Genomic DNA, 15,181 nt, shown 5'->3' on the forward strand with positions numbered 1-15,181 from the left:
CATGATCCTCTCCGGCGACCAACGTCTGCTTGCGACGCTTGCGTTCAGCCCAGGGCGAACAGGTGAACGGGGCGTGCGCCGGGTCTGATCCAGCCCTGGGCCAGGCCGGGCGTCTTCGGACCGGAGGGAAGGAAAGGGCGCTCTGGGGCGCTCCGCTTGGGAGCCCAGGGAGGACTACGCCATGACTTCGCTCGTCACTTTCGACTGCACCATTCCGGCTACGCCCTATGAGGAGGCGGCGGATCTGGACCTGTTGTCGGCTCTCCTGGAGCGGGAGCTGCCGGGATCGGGACGGGACGCCGCCGCCGCCCTGATCACGGACTTCGGGGGCCTGGCGGGGGTGGCGGCCGCGGACGCCGCCGCCCTGGCGCGAACCGGTCTGCCGCCCGGGGCTGTGGCCGGTTTCGCCAGCGTCAGGGCCCTGGCCGTGGCCATGGGCCGGGCCGAGGCCTGCAGGCGGCCCGTCCTCTCGTCCTGGAGCGCGCTCCTGAGCTATCTGCGCATCTCCCTGGCCCATGCCCCGCGAGAACAGTTTCGGGCCCTCTATCTCAACAAGCGCAACATCCTGATCCGCGAAGAGCTGAGGGCTGACGGCACTGTCGATCACGCTCCTGTCTTCAACGCGGGGCCCGCGCGGGTGGAGCGGCTGGGCCGGGTCCCGAGAATCCCGGAAACGGAAGCCTACGTAGACCTGGTCCTGTCCTGCTACCTCGCCCTGGCCGCAGGCCGGGACGTCCGTTCCGCCCGGGACTGCCGCAGCCGGGAGAGACGCCCATGATCCCGGACACAGGACGGGCTTCTCAGGACGAGGGGGTGGAGGATCTTCTGACGCGCAAGGAGGCGTCCGTCTTCCTGGCCGCCATGGGGGTGCGCCTGAAACCGGCCACCCTGGCGCGCCTCTGGTCCGTGGGCGGGAACGGGCCGCCATGCCGTCATGTGAGGTCGCGACCCTACTATCCCCGCGGCCTGTTGCGGGCCTGGGCCCTGGCGCAGATTTCCGAAGTTCGCACGGCTGCGCCGGCGGCCGCCCGGGCGCGTCGCCGTGGCTGACGAAGGGGGGCTCGGCGAGGAGGGCGCCGCCCCCGAGGGGCGTCTGCTGGTCTGGTCCGAGGTCCAGGCCCTGGTCGGCGTTAGCCGGACCACGGCCTGGCGCCTGCAGCAGACAGGGAGTTTTCCGGCCTCTGTCGCCCTCTCGCCCGGACGGGTGGGCTGGTGGGAGAGCGAACTGGAGGCCTGGCGGAAAAACCGCGAAAGACGGCGCTGGCGAAGCCCCGCCGTTCCGCGTCTCACGGGAGCGGGCTGGCGCAGCCGAAAACCCCGGGAGGAGGGTGATCTAGCGAAGCTTGCGCCGGCCACGGCCAAGACGTCGCCGCTAAAATCACGCCGGCCGCGCGGGACGGCCGTCCATCCTGACCAGATCGACTTCGACTTCTGATGCGGACGCCACGGGCTGGAACGGGCGCCGCTTAGCGGCTATGCGACCGGCCTGATGTTGAAGGGGCCAGGCATGCTGAAGCTTTTTCGTCTCGTGGCCCTCGTCGAGGGCGTCACGACGATCACTCTCTTCTTCGTGGCCATGCCGATGAAGCACCTTCTGGGGAATCCCGTCCTGATCCCCTCGACGGGCATGGCGCATGGACTGGCCTTCATCGCCTATGTTCTGGTCATGATCCCGGCCCTGGCGTCCAGCCGCGCCGATGTGTCGGGATGGCTGCGCACCGTCCTGGCCGCCCTTGTGCCGCTGGGAACCTTCATCAACGACAGCTATCTGAAACGGCTTCAGCGCCGTCGGCGCGCGCTCGGCTTCCTCTAGGCCATCTGCGGCCCCGGCTTGCGCCCGGGCGGGTTTCACGGTCACTGACGTCATGGGGAAATATGATCCGCTTCGCGACTACCTGAAGAGGCAGAAGATCGACGCGCTGGAACTGAGTTTCGCCGAGATCGAACTCAGGCTGCGCGCCATGCTTCCCAAGGGCGCGCGTCTTCCCGCGTGGTGGGCTGACGAGGTCGAACCGACGCCTCGCGAGGTGCAGAGGGAAGCCTGGCGAGCAGCCGGCTTCCGAGCCTGCCTCATCGCCGGCAAGGAACGGGTGAGATTTGAGCGTAGACGCTGATCGTCGAGAAGGGTCAGGCGCCCGCGTCCGGGAAGAGGACCCCGCCGGATGGTTCGCGATCGATCCTGCCGAAGAAGGGTTCTTCGGCCACCGGCTCCCGTGACGTCTTGACCGATCCGACCGAGCGATCGCCGTCGAAGACGTAGCCGGTCCGACCGCCGAAGCGGAGGGCTCCGGCCTCCTGCATCGCCGGTCCGTCCTCGACGGCCTCCAGCAGCTTCATCTCGACATCATGCTGATCGTCGCCCTCGATGAAACAGAAGTAGATCATGGGTCCTCCATGGACAGGGCTTGCGAGAGACGGCCGGGGCAGGGCGGGACCGGCCCCGGCGCAGATCAGCGAGCGAAGCGACGGCCGGCTTCGGCGCGCGGTTCATCGATCTGCAAGGCCCGGGCGAAGGGGGCCAGCTGCCAGAGGCCCGAAAGCCCGACAAGAATATAGACGCCGCGGGCGACCGCGGAGCCGTCGCCGAAGAGGGCCGAGACGAGGTTGAAATCGAAGGCGCCGACGAGACCCCAGTTCACGGCGCCGATGATGACCAGGAGAAGGGTGATGAGATTGACGGCTTTCATGGTCTGTCCTCCGGATGATGCCGATCAACCGGCCGGGCCCCCGTCCTTGTTCCGGCGAGACCGGTATCGGTCAGAGACGCCGGCCTGAGCGCGCCGGGCCGCCCGTCCTCGCGAGGCGGTGCGCCTTCTCTTCCGGCCGGCTCGAACCCGAGGGCGAGATCGGGGATTGATGTCATGGGGCCGAACGCCGCAGGAGGCGAAGACCGATGATCAGAAACCAAAAATCCGATGGGGCCGGGCCCCGCAGCGAGAGACGAGGAGGGGCCGAAGAACCCGCCCAGGGCGCTCCGGAGGCCGCTGCTCAGCAAGGCCAGGCCAAGCCGCTCGCGGCTCTGGCCGATGACGGGGCGGACGAACTGCTTATCGACGGTCAGGAGGAGGTGTTCTCCCGAACTGAAATCGAGAGCGGCCGGATCGAACATCATGTCGGCGAGGAGCGCGTCGCTCCAGTGTCGTCTTCCCGACGCACGCCTTCTGAAATAGGAACCCCAGCGCGGGCCATGGTTTGAGATGTCATGCCCCATCCCCTTCAGGTAAAGGACGCCCAGTGGCGCCGACGCGGCCAGGGCGCCAGGCCGATCTTCGACCCCGGCGCGGCCCCGGCCGGCGCCGATGAAGAGGCCGGAGGCGCACGCTCGGCCGCCCCTGCCGAAGATGGTCCTGAGGACCCCTTGCCGACGGAACCGGTACTCCAGCCGGGAGGGCCGCGTCTCACGCCGATCTTCTGGTACGGATGCGCGGCCGCCATCGGCCTGGTCATGGTCGTGGTCGGCCTCCTGAGCCTGTGAACAGGGCGGATCGTAAAAGGCGTCGGCTGTCGGTCGCAGAGGCGTCTGCCCCCCATATCCCCTATGAAAAAGGACCAGCATGCACCGGAATCCCCATGAAGCCTCGGCCAAGGCCGTGCGTAGCAACCGACCGGTCGAGGCCCAGTACGTGCGCCAGGGCCGAAAAGGGTCGCGGATCATGGCGGTCCTCTTGGGAGGTCTGGTGCTTACGGCTGTCGGCTTCGCCGTGGTCTGGGCCTTCTGGGCGGGTCCATTCGCCTCCGCCCCCGTGGATAACGGGACCCAGGTCGAAGACGCTGCGGCCTTCCAGCAGGATGCCTCTGCGACATTGGCCGATAATTCCGCTCGCGCGGGGACTACCGCCGACGAACAGCCGGCGACGTCGACGCCGTCACGCTGACGCCAGGATGCAGAGCTTTATCTTCGAATCGGACGCAGGGCCTGAGGGCAGAAGGATCAGGTGGGAATCGAGCCTTGCCTCGGTGCAGGAAGCCCAGGTGGAGGCGGTGCGCACTCTGGGCGAGCTTCTTCGCGATGACGGAGTCGTTTTCTGGAGCTCGCCCGAGGCGCGGATGACGGTTTCTTCGCCGCAAGGCGAGATTCTTTTCCAGCTGGTGCTGAGCTCGATGGGGACGGCGGCCCTCGCCGCTCTTGTACGGGCCGAGCGACGAGAGGACCCCGACGCCTGTCGCAAGTCCCTGTGGGAAATGCGCGAGATCGCCGCTGCGGCCGCGCTTCAGGATAGTCCCATGTCCGATCAGGAAGCCCTGCGCACGCTGGCCGCCATAGCGGCCTGGGTGCAGGCCGAGGCGCCGACCGACGGCGCGGCCTGCGGGGCTGCGATCGATCTTCTGGTCGATCTCACCGCCGGCGTTGATATAGACGCCCTGGACGACGCCGAGGCCCTGACCCTGTTTCGCCTGATCGAGAAGAGTCTGGTCGTCTGAGGCTCGTGGAGACCGTCAGTTGGCGAGCTCGATCCAGGTCGGAGCGTGATCGCTCGACTTTTCCCAACCTCGGACCTCGCGATCGACACTGGAGGCGCGGAGGCGATCAACCAGGGAGGGGCTGACCAGAAGATGGTCGATACGCAGTCCCGCGTTGCGGGCGTAGGCGTTCCGGAAATAGTCCCAGAAGGTATAGAGGGTCTCCTGCGGGTGGTGCAGCCGCAGGGCGTCCGTCCATCCCTGGTCGAGCAGACGGCTGAACACCTGCCGCGCTTCCGGTCGAAAAAGCGCATCCTCTGTCCAGCGCTCGGGTCTGTAGACGTCCGCCGGGGTCGGGATGATGTTGTAGTCGCCCGCCAGCACCACGGGCGCGCCGGTCTCGATCAGACGGGCGGCATGGGCGATGAAGGCGTCCGCCCAGTCGAGCTTGTAGTCGAAGCGGGGACCGGGCGCTGGATTTCCATTGGGCAGATAAAGGCAGCCGACGAGCACGCCGTTGATCGCCGCTTCGATATAGCGGCTCTGGCCCGGATCGGGGTCGCCCGGGAGGCCCCGGCGTGTCTCGTGGATAGGGAACTGCCTCGCCAGGATGGCGACGCCGTTCCAGCTCTTCTGGCCCAGCCAGATCGCCTCGTAGCCGAGGTCGCCGAGGGCCTGGGCGGGGAAGTTCGCCTGCTGCGCTTTGAGTTCCTGCAGACAGACCACGTCAGGACGGCTTGTTTCCAGCCAGCGCAGCAGTACGGGCAGCCGGCCGTTGATCCCATTGACATTATAGGTGGCGATCCTCACCGCAACTCCGGCCCTGAGAAGAAGTGTCGGCGGCGGTCGGCCGCAGCCGGGATTGGAGAGGCGAAGCACATGGCCTGTAAAGGCGGCTGGCGCGAAAGCCGTTGCGCCCGGAGTCTGTTCGACGCCCCTTCAGGAGCCCCCATCCGGCGGGGCTGAGGCCTGGATGTCCACGCGCAGGATTTCGCGGGCGAACGGGTCCAGAACGACCAGCCCCAAGCTGACAGGCTCCAGCCCGGGAGAGGACTGTTCAGCGAGCATTTCTGCGGCGAAACGAACCCCTTCGCGGTAGGCTACGGCGTCAGAAACGGCCTCATTCTCGAGCACCAGTTCCTTGTCCGATTGGGTGACGATATATCTGTAGAGCGCCATGACAGGCATCTATACGCAGCTACGTGAAGATCGGATGATTTCGGGTCAGTCACCGACACAGGGGCTTATCGCCAGGCTCGAGCAGCGGGACAGGATCAGTCCCGCCGAGCGGATAGCGCTGGAGCAGGCGCTCGACGCACCCGTCCTTCATCGCGCGGGCGAAATGATCCTTCGTGCAGGCGCCCGGACTGCCGATTGCCGTCTGCTTGTTTCGGGGCTCGCCGCCCGCATAAAGGTTTTCAGGAGCGGCGCGCGCTCCATCACCCAGCTTAGCGTTGCCGGAGATTTTCTGGACCTGCACGGCCTGGTCATGAAACAGGTGGACCACGGCGTCCTGGCGCTGACCGACTGCATCACCGCGGCCCTGCCTCACCGCCTTTTGGCGGATATGATCGAGGCCCATCCGCACCTCGGTCGGCTGTTCATGCTGGAGCTGGCCGTCGACGCGGCTATCCAGCGCGAGTGGTTTCACCGACTAGGCCGCCAAGATGCGCTCGGGCGGATGGCTCACCTGCTGTGCGAGCTCGACGCCCGGATCGCTATGGCGGGACTGGGGAACGAGGATGGATTCAGCCTGACCATGACCCAGGAAGATTTCGCCGACTGCCTCGGACTTTCATCGGTGCACGTGAACCGGACACTCGCCGAGTTGCGCTCTCGCGGCCTGGCGTGCTGGCGGGCCGGATGGGTCGAAATCCGTGACCGCGCCGGGCTTGTTTCCCTGGCGGGCTTCGATCCGAACTATCTTCGTCCGGACGCCGCGCCGATCTAGGGGCCGCGGCGGCTCAGTCGGTCTGGGCGATCCTCAGTCTGTGGCCTGGAGCGCCGCCGCGCTGCAGATAGGCCGGCTCGAAATCTGCCAGACCGACCAGCTGTTCCCAGTCGAGGACATGAGCGGACCGGCTCGCCAGTGTCGCCACGGATCGGAGGGCCTTCAGAGTCCGGTTGACGTGAACGGAGGTCATCCCCGTCGCGTCGGCGATCTGGTTCTGGGTCAGAGGGAATTCGAAAGAGTCCGCCCCGGTTTCGCGGACGCCCTGGCGCGTCGCGATTTCGCAGATGAGATGGGCGATACGCCCCACGGCGTCCCGACGACCTATGTTCACGATCCACTGCGACAGGACGGCGGCGTCGACCATGCAGTCCCGCCAGAACGCTTCGGCCAGGGCGGGGTGCCGGGCCGCCGCTGATCGCAGGGCCTGGTGAGGGACTTTGAGTATCTTCGTCCGGCTAAGGGCCTGCAGGGCGGAGGTCGCGCGAGGTTCCACCACGGACTGCAGATTGGCCATGTCGCCGGGAACGTGAAGCGCGGTGATCTGCCGGTCTCCGCGGACGTTCTGGCCGAAACGACCCAGCGCCCCCGTGACGACCAGGCTGGCGAATTCCGTCATCTCGCCCAGGGCGACATGGTCGATGTTCGCCTCCAGCTCGGACGGAAAGGCGGGCAGGTCCAGTACGGCCTGCTGTTCGACGGGCGTGAGCTGGGAGCGAAGGTTGAGACGGTTCAGAAAAACCTGAAGCCCGGCGCGGTTCTGATGAGGCAAACGATCACTCCGCCATGCAGCGGGAGCGTGCGCCCACGGCTGTCGAGGGCTGCGGGCTCTTCTCGACAGTGAGTCACCATGATCTGCGGGAGAAACGGCCGCACTAACCTATGATATAAAACGCCTGCCGGAGGATGGCGGCGGGCGGCAAATCGCCGGAACGTCGAACTTTTCGTCAGAAGCAGGCTCAGGGTGAAAACCAGACCGTCCGGCGCGAAGCCCAGAAGGGTTCCGCCGGAGCGCGACGGCGCCTCCTCATCGCGCCCGATTGCACTCCGGAGCGTGCAGGGATCAAAAGGCGCCCGGCCAAGTTGGGACTTAAGCAGGCAAGGAGACGACAATGCGCGTCGAAGTGTCCGGTACCGGACGCCATGAACCGTCAGCGGAAGTGGACATTTACAGTGGGCAATCACTTCGGGAGGTGAATTGTAATGCGGCTCGGCGACGTGTCAGCCCCTCTTCGGCGCGTCCCGGGCCGCATTTTGCGGGCGAAGGCCTGCGTTCTGGTCGCGGGAGGGCGGTGTTGAGGAAATCGGCTATCGAGCGGGCCTTCGAACTGGCGGATTCGGGTCGCTTCGCAATCCCCAGCGCAATACGAAAGGCCATGATCTCCGAAGGCTATACCCAGTCGGATGTCTTCACCCTCGAGGGTCGTGCGACCTGGACGCAGCTTCGCCGTCGGTGTCTGGCCGCCCGTGAACGGAGCGCGCGCTCCGGCAGCGCCTGCGCCGAGGATTCCAGCAATCCCGGTCGAGGAGCGGCGGCTTCACGGACGTGACGACGGCGCGCGCCCGCAGCGGCCCGCCTTTCGAAGTCGCCCGTCTTCTCAAGGCCAGGGGCGTTGCCTCGCTTCCTGGAAGCCCTTGTCGCTCAGTAAGAGGGCCCGGGCGGATTGTCCGAGAATCTGACCTTCGGCGTGATCCGACGTAGCGGCCGGGTGTCGAGGAGGTCCGGGCCGGTGTTTTCAGCAGGATCCGATACGGTTCGTCATCATGGGCGTCGCATCGCCCTCCATCAGAAGTTCACCCACAATCCTGCCCGTGCTTCTCAGGGCGTCCAGCCTCTCTTCGGCCTGATCCCATTCGCCTGCAGTCAAGCGGCAGGAGAGGGTTCTGCCCAGCCATTCGTAGTCGATGAGGAAGGTCTTGTCGGCCATGATGGTTCTCCCCTGGGGGTGACGGGGGTGGAGCGGTGATGCGTCCGGACCGAAGGCCGGACGCATCCCTGCTTGTCAGCGACGGTTTTCCCAGCCCCGACGGGAAGCCTCGGAATGGCCGCGGGAATCTCCGAACCAGCCGCCATGCCCGCGATCCGAACGTCCCGAGCGATCATCGTCGTCGCGATCTGAACGACCTCTGCTCTCCCAGCCGCGACGCGCCGCTTCGGCATGACCGCGAGAGTCTCCGTACCAGCCGCGGCCGTCGCCATCATCGTCGTCGCGTCCTCGGTAGGACTGCTCATCGCGGTCGCGGTCGCGGTCCGAAGACGAACTGCGCCCGCGCCCGTCGCCGCGGCCGGAGCGGTCGTCGTCGCTCATGAAGCGGCCCTGGTCGTCACGGTCCCGGTCGGAGGAGGCGTTGCGGCCGCGTCCGCCGCCGCCGCGGCCGGAGCGATCGTCGTCGCTCATGAAGCGGCCCTGGTCGTCTCGGTCCCGGTCGAGGGAGGCGTTGCGGCCGCGTCCGCCGCCGCCGCGGCCGGAGCGATCGTCGTCGCTCATGAAGCGGCCCTGGTCGTCACGGTCCCGGTCGGAGGAGGCGTTGCGGCCGCGTCCGCCGCCGTCGCGGCCGGAGCGGTCATCGTCGCTCATGAAGCGGCCCTGGTCGTCACGGTCCCGGTCGGAGGAGGCGTTGCGGCCGCGTCCGCCGCCGCGACCGGAGCGGTCGTCGTCGCTCATGAAACGGCCCCGATCGTCCCGGTCGCGGTCGTCATCGCCGCGCATGGACCGGCGTTCGTCCCAGCCGCGCCGAGCGGCCTGGGCATGACCGCGGGAATCCCCGTACCAGCCCCGACCGTCGCCATCGTCGTCGTCCCGGAAGCTGCGACCCTCGCCACGGCTGCGCGCGGCCATGGAGTGGCCCTCGGAGTCTCCGAACCAGCCGCCGCGACCACGGCCTCGTTCATTGTCGTCCCGGCGGTCGTCGTCGCGAGACCGGGAATAGGATCCACCGCGGCGATCATCATCGTCATCGCTGATGAAACGGCCGCGTTCGTCTCGTTCCGGACCTTGATTTCTGGGCATGCCATGCTCCTGGGTTGGGCGATTTTCGCCTTGAAGTTGATGAAATGACACGAGGTGCGACGGGCGCAGCCGGTCGGCCTCCTTCAACAGCCGACGCTTCCGTTCCAGAAGTCGGCGGCCCAGCGCGGCTGTGTCGACGCCGGCTGACTTCGCCTTGGCGAAGACGCCCGTCCGGGGCGCCTCCTCCTCAGCGACATGGTGTTTGATCTGCTCGGCGAGGACCTTGAACCGGGCGGCCTGGAGCGGATCTTCCTGGCTGCTCGCCAGCAGTTCGATGATGAGGAGCTTGGCGCAATCGTGCTCGACCTGGGCTTCGTCCAGCGCGTCCTCGGTCTCCTGGCCGTTCGCTGCGCGGCAAGCGGGGTAGAAGATCTCTTCTTCGAGCAGGGTATGGAGCGTCAGTTCCGTGCAGGCCTCTTGGATGATCGCGGCCTTGCGCCGGTCGGGGGCGGAATCGAACTCCGCGAACAGGGCCTCTACCCGCCGATGATCAGCCTTGAGCAGGTCGACGGCGTCGGCCTCCGGATCGGATGGGAGCTCCGGGGCCTTGCCGGTCTTGGGGGTTTGACCGGGTTTCCCCTGGTTCGCGGCGGCCGACGACCCGGCTTCCGCCCTGGTTTCGCCGGGAGGGGCCTTGGCGCCTGCAACGGACTTTCCCGACGTCGGGGAGGATGCAGCCGCGGCTGCGGGCGTCGGCGGTTTTGCGGTTGGAGAAGCGGCGTTTTCTTCCGGCGTCTGCATGACGGCTCCTGTCGAAAGGGGACAGGGGGCAAATCGGCCTTGTGGATGCGAGTTCCGGTCATGCCGTCCAGGTCCGAGCCGAAATCGCGAGCGCAGGTTTCAGCCGATCTGCCGGATTCTCTACTGCCCTGCATGCGCGGCTTTGCCGGTGGAATTCCGGTCTGGCGGGCTCAGGCGCCGCAGCTTGACGTTGTTGTTGGCGTCTGCGCTACGGGGTTCTCGTCAGGGCCTCGCGCCCCGAGGCGGCTTCGAAATTATTCGTCGGTCGATGCTCGCCGGAGACCTTATGTCGCATAGGCGTCTCATCAGGACAGGACGTGAAAGCGGGCCGCCGTCCGGGTGCGCCCCAGGTATTGGTTGCGTCCCCTCGAGGCCGGCCGGGTCCGGTGCAACTGTGAGCGCTAGGATCGCGCTGCGCGGGGACCGTTGTCCCTGAAGCGCCATTTCATCAACAGCACGCCGGACGCCATGGCCAGGGCGCAGGCGTTCGCGATCGTCACGGGCCAGGCCTCGGTCATGACGCCGTAGACCACCCAGAGGACGAAGCAGGTGACGGTCAGTCCATAGGTCTTGAGGCTGACGGCCGAGGCGTCCTTCTCCTTCCAGATCTTGACGCCTTGGGGCGCGAAGCTGGTGATGGAGCAGACGGCGGCGGCAGAGCCGACGATATTGGCGACGAGTTCACTCATATGGCCGCAACGTCAGGCGTCATCTGCTGTTCCTTGAGGTTCGGGTGCGCATGCGGCGACGACTAGGACCGGCTCTTGCTCTGGAGCGTGGCTTGCTCCTGCTCGCGCAGCCAGTTGTGCGCCTTGGTGGCCGCCACGGCGCCGTGACCCATGGCCACGCTGATCTGATCCAGGCCTTCCACTAGATCTCCTGCGGCGAAGACGCCCGCGACGCGGCTGTCGAAGACGGTGTCGGAGGTCACGCAGCCGGCCCCGGTGAGAGCGAGCCCGAGCTGCTCGGCCAGGATTGAACGCGGTCTGCATCCCAAGGCCGGGTAGATGACGTCGAACGTCAACGGCGCGCCGGTGACGAGACGGACGGCGATGTCATCGGCGCCGGGCTCTAGAGCGAGAAGGGCGCCGGTTTCCAGCCGGATCCCCGCATCCGCCAGGGCCCGGGCCTCGGCGGAAGAGAGTTCGGGGCGGTCGAGCGGCATGAGGGTGACGTTCTGGGAATACTCCCGCAGGAAGAGGGCTTCAGCCGCGCCATTGGTGTCGCAGCCGATCACCCCTATCCGTTTGCCGATGTGCTCATATCCGTCGCAGACCGGGCAGTAGCGCAGCACGCCCGCCCGGATCGCAGCCTCATGGACGGCTTCGGGCAGATCGACCTGGTTGAGAACCACGCCGGTCGCCAGGACGACGGCGCGGCTCACGCGTGTCGAACCGTCTGCGAGATGAAGGCTGAATCCGCTGGCTACGGCCTCGACAGCCGCCACCTCGGCCTCCTGGATGGTCGCGCCGTATTGAACGGCGTGGCGAGTCATGCGTGCGATCAGATCCGGTCCACGAACGCCCTCAGGAAATCCCGGAGCATTGTGTGTGAGGGGAATGCGCAGGGCCCGGCTCTTGCCGTCGTGCAGCACAAGAACATTCCGGCGGTATCGCGCCAGATAGAGGGCTGCGGTCAGGCCCGCGGGCCCGGCGCCGATGACGACGACATCGGGTTCAGAGGTCGGTTCTGTGTCTGCGGCCATGGTTTCGTTTCGAGGCGATGCCCCGTCCGAACAGATGACGAGGTTCGGCGTTCCATCCCGGCCCTTCCAGGACCGGGGCGACGAAAGCCGTCATCCGGAGGGCGGCCGCAGAGAGCTCAGCGAGCAGAAGCGATCAGGGAGCCGCAGTCTGCGTCCTCGGCCAGGCCGGGATCGATGAAGCCCAGGAGGGCCGCGACCGGACTGACGAGGGTGGCCAGGGCGCCGACCAGACCGCCCTGCGTAGCCACAGCCGAGGCGTCCAAGCCGAGGCGCGGGGAGGCGAGGGGGCCTTTGATCGTGATCGGCGCCCAGACACGCAGGAGGCGCGGCTTCTTGGTTTCGCCGTCGATCCGGAGGTTCATGGTCTCGGCGCCGAGATCGATGGTCCCCGAACCCTGGGCCAGGACCACGTCCGTGTCGATCACAAGGGTGCGAGAGGTTGCGACGCCGCCGGCCACCTTGAAATCCGCAACCGCGCAGCGAATGCCGGACGTGGACTGATCCCCGGAAAGGAGCTTGCCGAGCCCGGCGCCGACATTGATGCCCAGCAGTTCGGCGAAGGCCGATCGCATCTGACCCTGGGGCGCCACCAGGCTGATGGATCCCTTGGAGTTGGCCGCCAGATCGTGGATGGATGCGCCTGGCCCCTCCAGCCTGGCCCGCCCCAGAGCGCGTCCCGTCACCGTCGGGGCTCCCCCGCGCGCTGGGATGATCGACTCCAGGGGATAGCCGCTCAGGCGGAAGTCGACGACGCTGTAGGGAATGGACTTGCGGGCGTCGATGCGGGCCGTACCGTTGAGCTCTCCGCGATTGAAGGCGAAGGCGACGGGCTCGAGCTTCAGGATCCCATCCTTCAGGTCGGCCCCGAGGCTGACCTGCCGGATGTCGAAGGCGTTGGTCTTGACCGTACCGGCGCGGTAGGAGAGCGACCCGTCCATCCCGCGGAGCCGTTCCGTCCGCAGCGGGGCGTCGGGCAGAAGCTTTCCGGGCGCGCCCGAGGTTGCGACCGTCCCCTCGCCGGTGACCTGCGGTCGGGCGCCCAGGACGGCGGCGAGGTCGTCGATGTCCAGGGTGCGCGAGGTCAGTTTCGCGTCGACGCGGCGGCGCTCGCCGATCTTGTTGACTTCCAGGCTTCCGGAAAGGTCGGAAGAGCCGACCCGTCCGCTGACATTCGCAAAGCGGAACAGGGCGCCGTCCCGGCTCAGATCGCCCTTCAGTCTGTAGGGCGGCGTGTTGGGAGTGGTGATCCCGGTCAGGAGATAGATGTCGGCCAGGTCTTGCCCCTCCAACTCCAGCACCGCATTGAAACGCCCGAGGTCGAACGGCCGGGTGACGGCGCCCTCGGCCCTAAGTGTCGAGCCGGCCCCCGCCAGATCGGCGGTGAAGGCATAGGGGCGGTCGCGGCGGATGTTGACGAAGGGGCCGCCCGTGACCCGGAGGGTCAGGGGCGCGCCGTTCATCGTCCCCTTGCCGTCAAGCAGAAAGCCGCTTTCGCCCTCCTCGGGGGAGCGCGCCTCGCGCGCCGCGATCATGGCGTCGAGCTTCATGCCCCGTCGCTGTTCGTCCAGGGTCAGGCGGCCATCCTTGATGACCAGGCGCTGGATGACCGGAAGTTTCGCACCGCGACCGTCGTCGGGCCGCTCGGGGTGCAGGTCCCAGCTTCGGCGACCGTTCCCGTCCACGACAAGATGGACCGCCGGACGGGTCATCACCAGGGAGGACACCTCCACCTGACCCAGGAAGAGCCGTCGCAGCCGGACCGAGACGTCCATTTGTTCGACTTCGGCCGTGTTGCGATCGTTCGCCCAGGCGGGACCGCCGATGCTGAGGCGGCGCACCGTCGCCGAGGGCGTCCAGCTGAACAGCCTGACATCGAGGTCGCCGTTCAGCACGACCTCGCGACCCGTGGAGGCGGAGGCCGCCCGACTGATCGGCCCGCGCAGCCAGTTCCAGTCGAACAACATCAGAAACAGCAGGGAGCCCGCGATCAGTCCAAGACTGATCATGGCCGCGATGATCTCCGCCTTTCCCGGGCGCCGGACGGCCGACCAGACAGGATCCTGATCGAGGACATAGGTCTTGAGCCTGACTGCTCTCGCCCTCAACCCGCGCCTGAGGGAGGCCGCGGCGGAGCGCAGGGTCTGCGGAGCGGATTTGTGGCCTGGTTCGTCGATCAAGGTCGCCTCCGGTGAAGCTGGTCAACGCCTGAGACCGCAAAGGGCGCCATGGGGCGGAGCCTGGGAGGAGGATCGAAGACGATCGCCTTCGTGACGGCGGAACGGGCCGTGCGACACGGACATTAGGTCGGCATGCCCGAGCGCGCCTGATGCAAGCCGCGCGCCTTTAAAGGAAGACCCATGTCCGATCGCCTCGCCATGCAGGATCCGCGCAACCAGTATCCCAAGCCGCCCTTTCCGCGTCAGCCCCAGCCCGAACCCGGCCTGGCGGGCCGGATGATCCCGCAGCCCGACCATGGCGAGGACAGTTATGTGGGGCACGGAAGATTGAAGGGCCGCAGGGCTCTCATTACGGGAGGGGATTCCGGCATCGGGCGGGCGACAGCCATCGCCTATGCGCGCGAAGGCGCTGACGTCGCCATCGGCTATCTGCCGTCTGAGGAGAAGGACGCGCAAGAGGTGGTCGCCTTGATCGAGAAGGCCGGGGTGAAGGCCCTGGCCCTGCCAGGCGACATTCGTGACGAGGCATGGAATGCGACCATGGTCGCCCGGGTGGCGGAGGCCTTCGGCGGTCTGGACATCCTGGTCGTCAACGCCGGTCATCAGCAGTACCGGGAGGATGTGGCCGAGGTCTCGACCGCCGATTTCGACGCCACGATGAGGACCAATCTCTACGCCTTGCACTGGATTTGTCAGGCGGCAGCGCCTCATCTGCCGCCGGGCGCGGCCATCATCACCACCGCCTCGATCCAGGCCTATGAGCCCTCGGACATCCTGCTGGACTACGCGACCACCAAGGCCGGGATCGTCGCCTACACCAAGGCCCTGGCCAAGCAGATGATCGAGAAGGGCGTGCGGGTGAACGCCGTCGCGCCGGGACCCTTCTGGACGGTGCTGCAGCCCAGTGGCGGTCAGCCCCAGGAGAAGGTCGAGCAGTTCGGGGCCCACAGCGCCTTCGGCCGGCCGGGGCAGCCGGTGGAGATCGCGCCGGTCTACGTCCTGCTCGCCTCCCAGGAGGCCAGCTTCGTCACCGGAGAAGTCTGGGGCGTGACCGGCGGGGCCGGCGTCGGCTGAGCCGCGAACGCCGTCCGACCTGGAACGGCAAGGCTTGTTGGATCTTGGAACGAAATGCGCCCTGGCTCTGGGGCGGCGCTCGTGAGGGACGTCGTCCGTCCGTGGCGGCGGACGATTGAGA

Annotated in this window: 21 protein-coding genes; 11 read left to right on the forward strand and 10 right to left on the reverse strand. The window is 67.1% G+C overall.

Annotated elements, in window-relative coordinates:
* Nucleotides 1-181 precede the first annotated feature (181 nt).
* From ACR9FL_RS06615 to ACR9FL_RS06635, 5 genes are all read left to right on the forward strand, one after another.
* Nucleotides 182-778: a JAB domain-containing protein gene (locus tag ACR9FL_RS06615; protein WP_436357791.1), complete on the forward strand. Its 597-nt coding sequence runs from the start codon at nt 182-184 to the stop codon at nt 776-778.
* Complete coding sequence (locus ACR9FL_RS06620; RefSeq protein WP_436357792.1) at nt 775-1,050, forward strand: hypothetical protein; 276 nt, start codon at nt 775-777, stop codon at nt 1,048-1,050. The genes ACR9FL_RS06615 and ACR9FL_RS06620 overlap by 4 nt, the downstream gene beginning before the upstream one ends.
* Nucleotides 1,043-1,435, forward strand: coding sequence for a helix-turn-helix transcriptional regulator (locus ACR9FL_RS06625; RefSeq protein ID WP_436357793.1), 393 nt, complete (start codon nt 1,043-1,045; stop codon nt 1,433-1,435). Before ACR9FL_RS06620 ends, ACR9FL_RS06625 begins: the two co-directional genes overlap by 8 nt.
* Before the next feature lie 72 nt (nt 1,436-1,507).
* Nucleotides 1,508-1,813 carry a DUF3817 domain-containing protein gene (locus ACR9FL_RS06630; RefSeq protein WP_436357794.1) on the forward strand — a complete coding sequence of 102 codons (306 nt, stop codon included), beginning with the start codon at nt 1,508-1,510 and terminating at the stop codon, nt 1,811-1,813.
* Between the two features lie 52 nt (nt 1,814-1,865).
* The gene (locus ACR9FL_RS06635; protein WP_436357795.1) at nt 1,866-2,114 is read left to right on the forward strand and encodes a DUF7662 domain-containing protein; all 249 of its coding nucleotides are present in this window, start codon (nt 1,866-1,868) and stop codon (nt 2,112-2,114) included.
* Nucleotides 2,115-2,127: 13 nt separating this feature from the next.
* Here the strand turns inward: ACR9FL_RS06635 and ACR9FL_RS06640 are convergent, their stop codons facing one another.
* Nucleotides 2,128-2,385, reverse strand: coding sequence for a hypothetical protein (locus tag ACR9FL_RS06640; RefSeq protein WP_436357796.1), 258 nt, complete (start codon nt 2,383-2,385; stop codon nt 2,128-2,130).
* A gap of 65 nt (nt 2,386-2,450) precedes the next feature.
* Nucleotides 2,451-2,687: a DUF378 domain-containing protein gene (locus tag ACR9FL_RS06645; protein ID WP_436357797.1), complete on the reverse strand. Its 237-nt coding sequence runs from the start codon at nt 2,685-2,687 to the stop codon at nt 2,451-2,453.
* Nucleotides 2,688-2,893: 206 nt separating this feature from the next.
* On the opposite strand from ACR9FL_RS06645, the gene ACR9FL_RS06650 reads away from it, so the two are divergent.
* The 4 genes from ACR9FL_RS06650 to ACR9FL_RS06665 all read left to right on the forward strand — a co-directional run bounded on the left by ACR9FL_RS06650 (nt 2,894) and on the right by ACR9FL_RS06665 (nt 4,422).
* Nucleotides 2,894-3,196: a hypothetical protein gene (locus tag ACR9FL_RS06650; protein WP_436357798.1), complete on the forward strand. Its 303-nt coding sequence runs from the start codon at nt 2,894-2,896 to the stop codon at nt 3,194-3,196.
* A 6-nt stretch (nt 3,197-3,202) separates the two neighbouring features.
* A complete protein-coding gene (locus ACR9FL_RS06655) occupies nt 3,203-3,475 on the forward strand; it encodes a hypothetical protein (protein WP_436357799.1) in 273 nt (90 codons plus the stop codon).
* Nucleotides 3,476-3,554: 79 nt separating this feature from the next.
* On the forward strand, nt 3,555-3,875 hold the full coding sequence (locus ACR9FL_RS06660) for a hypothetical protein (RefSeq protein WP_436357800.1): 321 nt from the start codon (nt 3,555-3,557) through the stop codon (nt 3,873-3,875).
* Nucleotides 3,876-3,957: 82 nt separating this feature from the next.
* Nucleotides 3,958-4,422: a hypothetical protein gene (locus tag ACR9FL_RS06665; protein WP_436357801.1), complete on the forward strand. Its 465-nt coding sequence runs from the start codon at nt 3,958-3,960 to the stop codon at nt 4,420-4,422.
* Nucleotides 4,423-4,437: 15 nt separating this feature from the next.
* Here ACR9FL_RS06665 and xth read toward each other — a convergent pair whose 3' ends face one another.
* Both xth and ACR9FL_RS06675 read right to left on the reverse strand, forming a co-directional pair.
* On the reverse strand, nt 4,438-5,211 hold the full coding sequence (gene xth, locus ACR9FL_RS06670) for an exodeoxyribonuclease III (RefSeq protein ID WP_436357802.1): 774 nt from the start codon (nt 5,209-5,211) through the stop codon (nt 4,438-4,440).
* Nucleotides 5,212-5,340: 129 nt separating this feature from the next.
* A complete protein-coding gene (locus tag ACR9FL_RS06675; protein WP_436357803.1) occupies nt 5,341-5,580 on the reverse strand; it encodes a hypothetical protein in 240 nt (79 codons plus the stop codon).
* Here ACR9FL_RS06675 and ACR9FL_RS06680 point away from each other — a divergent pair.
* Nucleotides 5,579-6,352, forward strand: coding sequence for a Crp/Fnr family transcriptional regulator (locus tag ACR9FL_RS06680; RefSeq protein ID WP_436357804.1), 774 nt, complete (start codon nt 5,579-5,581; stop codon nt 6,350-6,352). The genes ACR9FL_RS06675 and ACR9FL_RS06680 overlap by 2 nt on opposite strands.
* Nucleotides 6,353-6,365: 13 nt before the next feature.
* Here ACR9FL_RS06680 and ACR9FL_RS06685 read toward each other — a convergent pair whose 3' ends face one another.
* From ACR9FL_RS06685 to ACR9FL_RS06710, 6 genes are all read right to left on the reverse strand, one after another.
* Nucleotides 6,366-7,124, reverse strand: a complete 759-nt coding sequence (locus ACR9FL_RS06685; RefSeq protein WP_436357805.1) for a Crp/Fnr family transcriptional regulator — start codon at nt 7,122-7,124, stop codon at nt 6,366-6,368.
* 964 nt (nt 7,125-8,088) lie between these two features.
* Nucleotides 8,089-8,280 (reverse strand): hypothetical protein, encoded by a 192-nt coding sequence (locus ACR9FL_RS06690; protein WP_436357806.1) that lies wholly within the window; start codon nt 8,278-8,280, stop codon nt 8,089-8,091.
* A gap of 75 nt (nt 8,281-8,355) precedes the next feature.
* On the reverse strand, nt 8,356-10,104 hold the full coding sequence (locus tag ACR9FL_RS06695) for a hemerythrin domain-containing protein (RefSeq protein WP_436357807.1): 1,749 nt from the start codon (nt 10,102-10,104) through the stop codon (nt 8,356-8,358).
* 401 nt (nt 10,105-10,505) lie between these two features.
* Nucleotides 10,506-10,793 carry a SemiSWEET family sugar transporter gene (locus ACR9FL_RS06700; RefSeq protein WP_436357808.1) on the reverse strand — a complete coding sequence of 96 codons (288 nt, stop codon included), beginning with the start codon at nt 10,791-10,793 and terminating at the stop codon, nt 10,506-10,508.
* A gap of 62 nt (nt 10,794-10,855) precedes the next feature.
* Nucleotides 10,856-11,809, reverse strand: a complete 954-nt coding sequence (locus tag ACR9FL_RS06705; RefSeq protein ID WP_436357809.1) for an NAD(P)/FAD-dependent oxidoreductase — start codon at nt 11,807-11,809, stop codon at nt 10,856-10,858.
* Nucleotides 11,810-11,925: 116 nt separating this feature from the next.
* Complete coding sequence (locus ACR9FL_RS06710; protein WP_436357810.1) at nt 11,926-13,815, reverse strand: AsmA family protein; 1,890 nt, start codon at nt 13,813-13,815, stop codon at nt 11,926-11,928.
* A 351-nt stretch (nt 13,816-14,166) separates the two neighbouring features.
* On the opposite strand from ACR9FL_RS06710, the gene ACR9FL_RS06715 reads away from it, so the two are divergent.
* A complete protein-coding gene (locus ACR9FL_RS06715) occupies nt 14,167-15,060 on the forward strand; it encodes an SDR family oxidoreductase (protein ID WP_436357811.1) in 894 nt (297 codons plus the stop codon).
* Nucleotides 15,061-15,181: the final 121 nt, after the last annotated feature.

It is taken from the genome of Brevundimonas sp. CEF1, from assembly GCF_051353055.1.
GTDB lineage: Bacteria > Pseudomonadota > Alphaproteobacteria > Caulobacterales > Caulobacteraceae > Brevundimonas.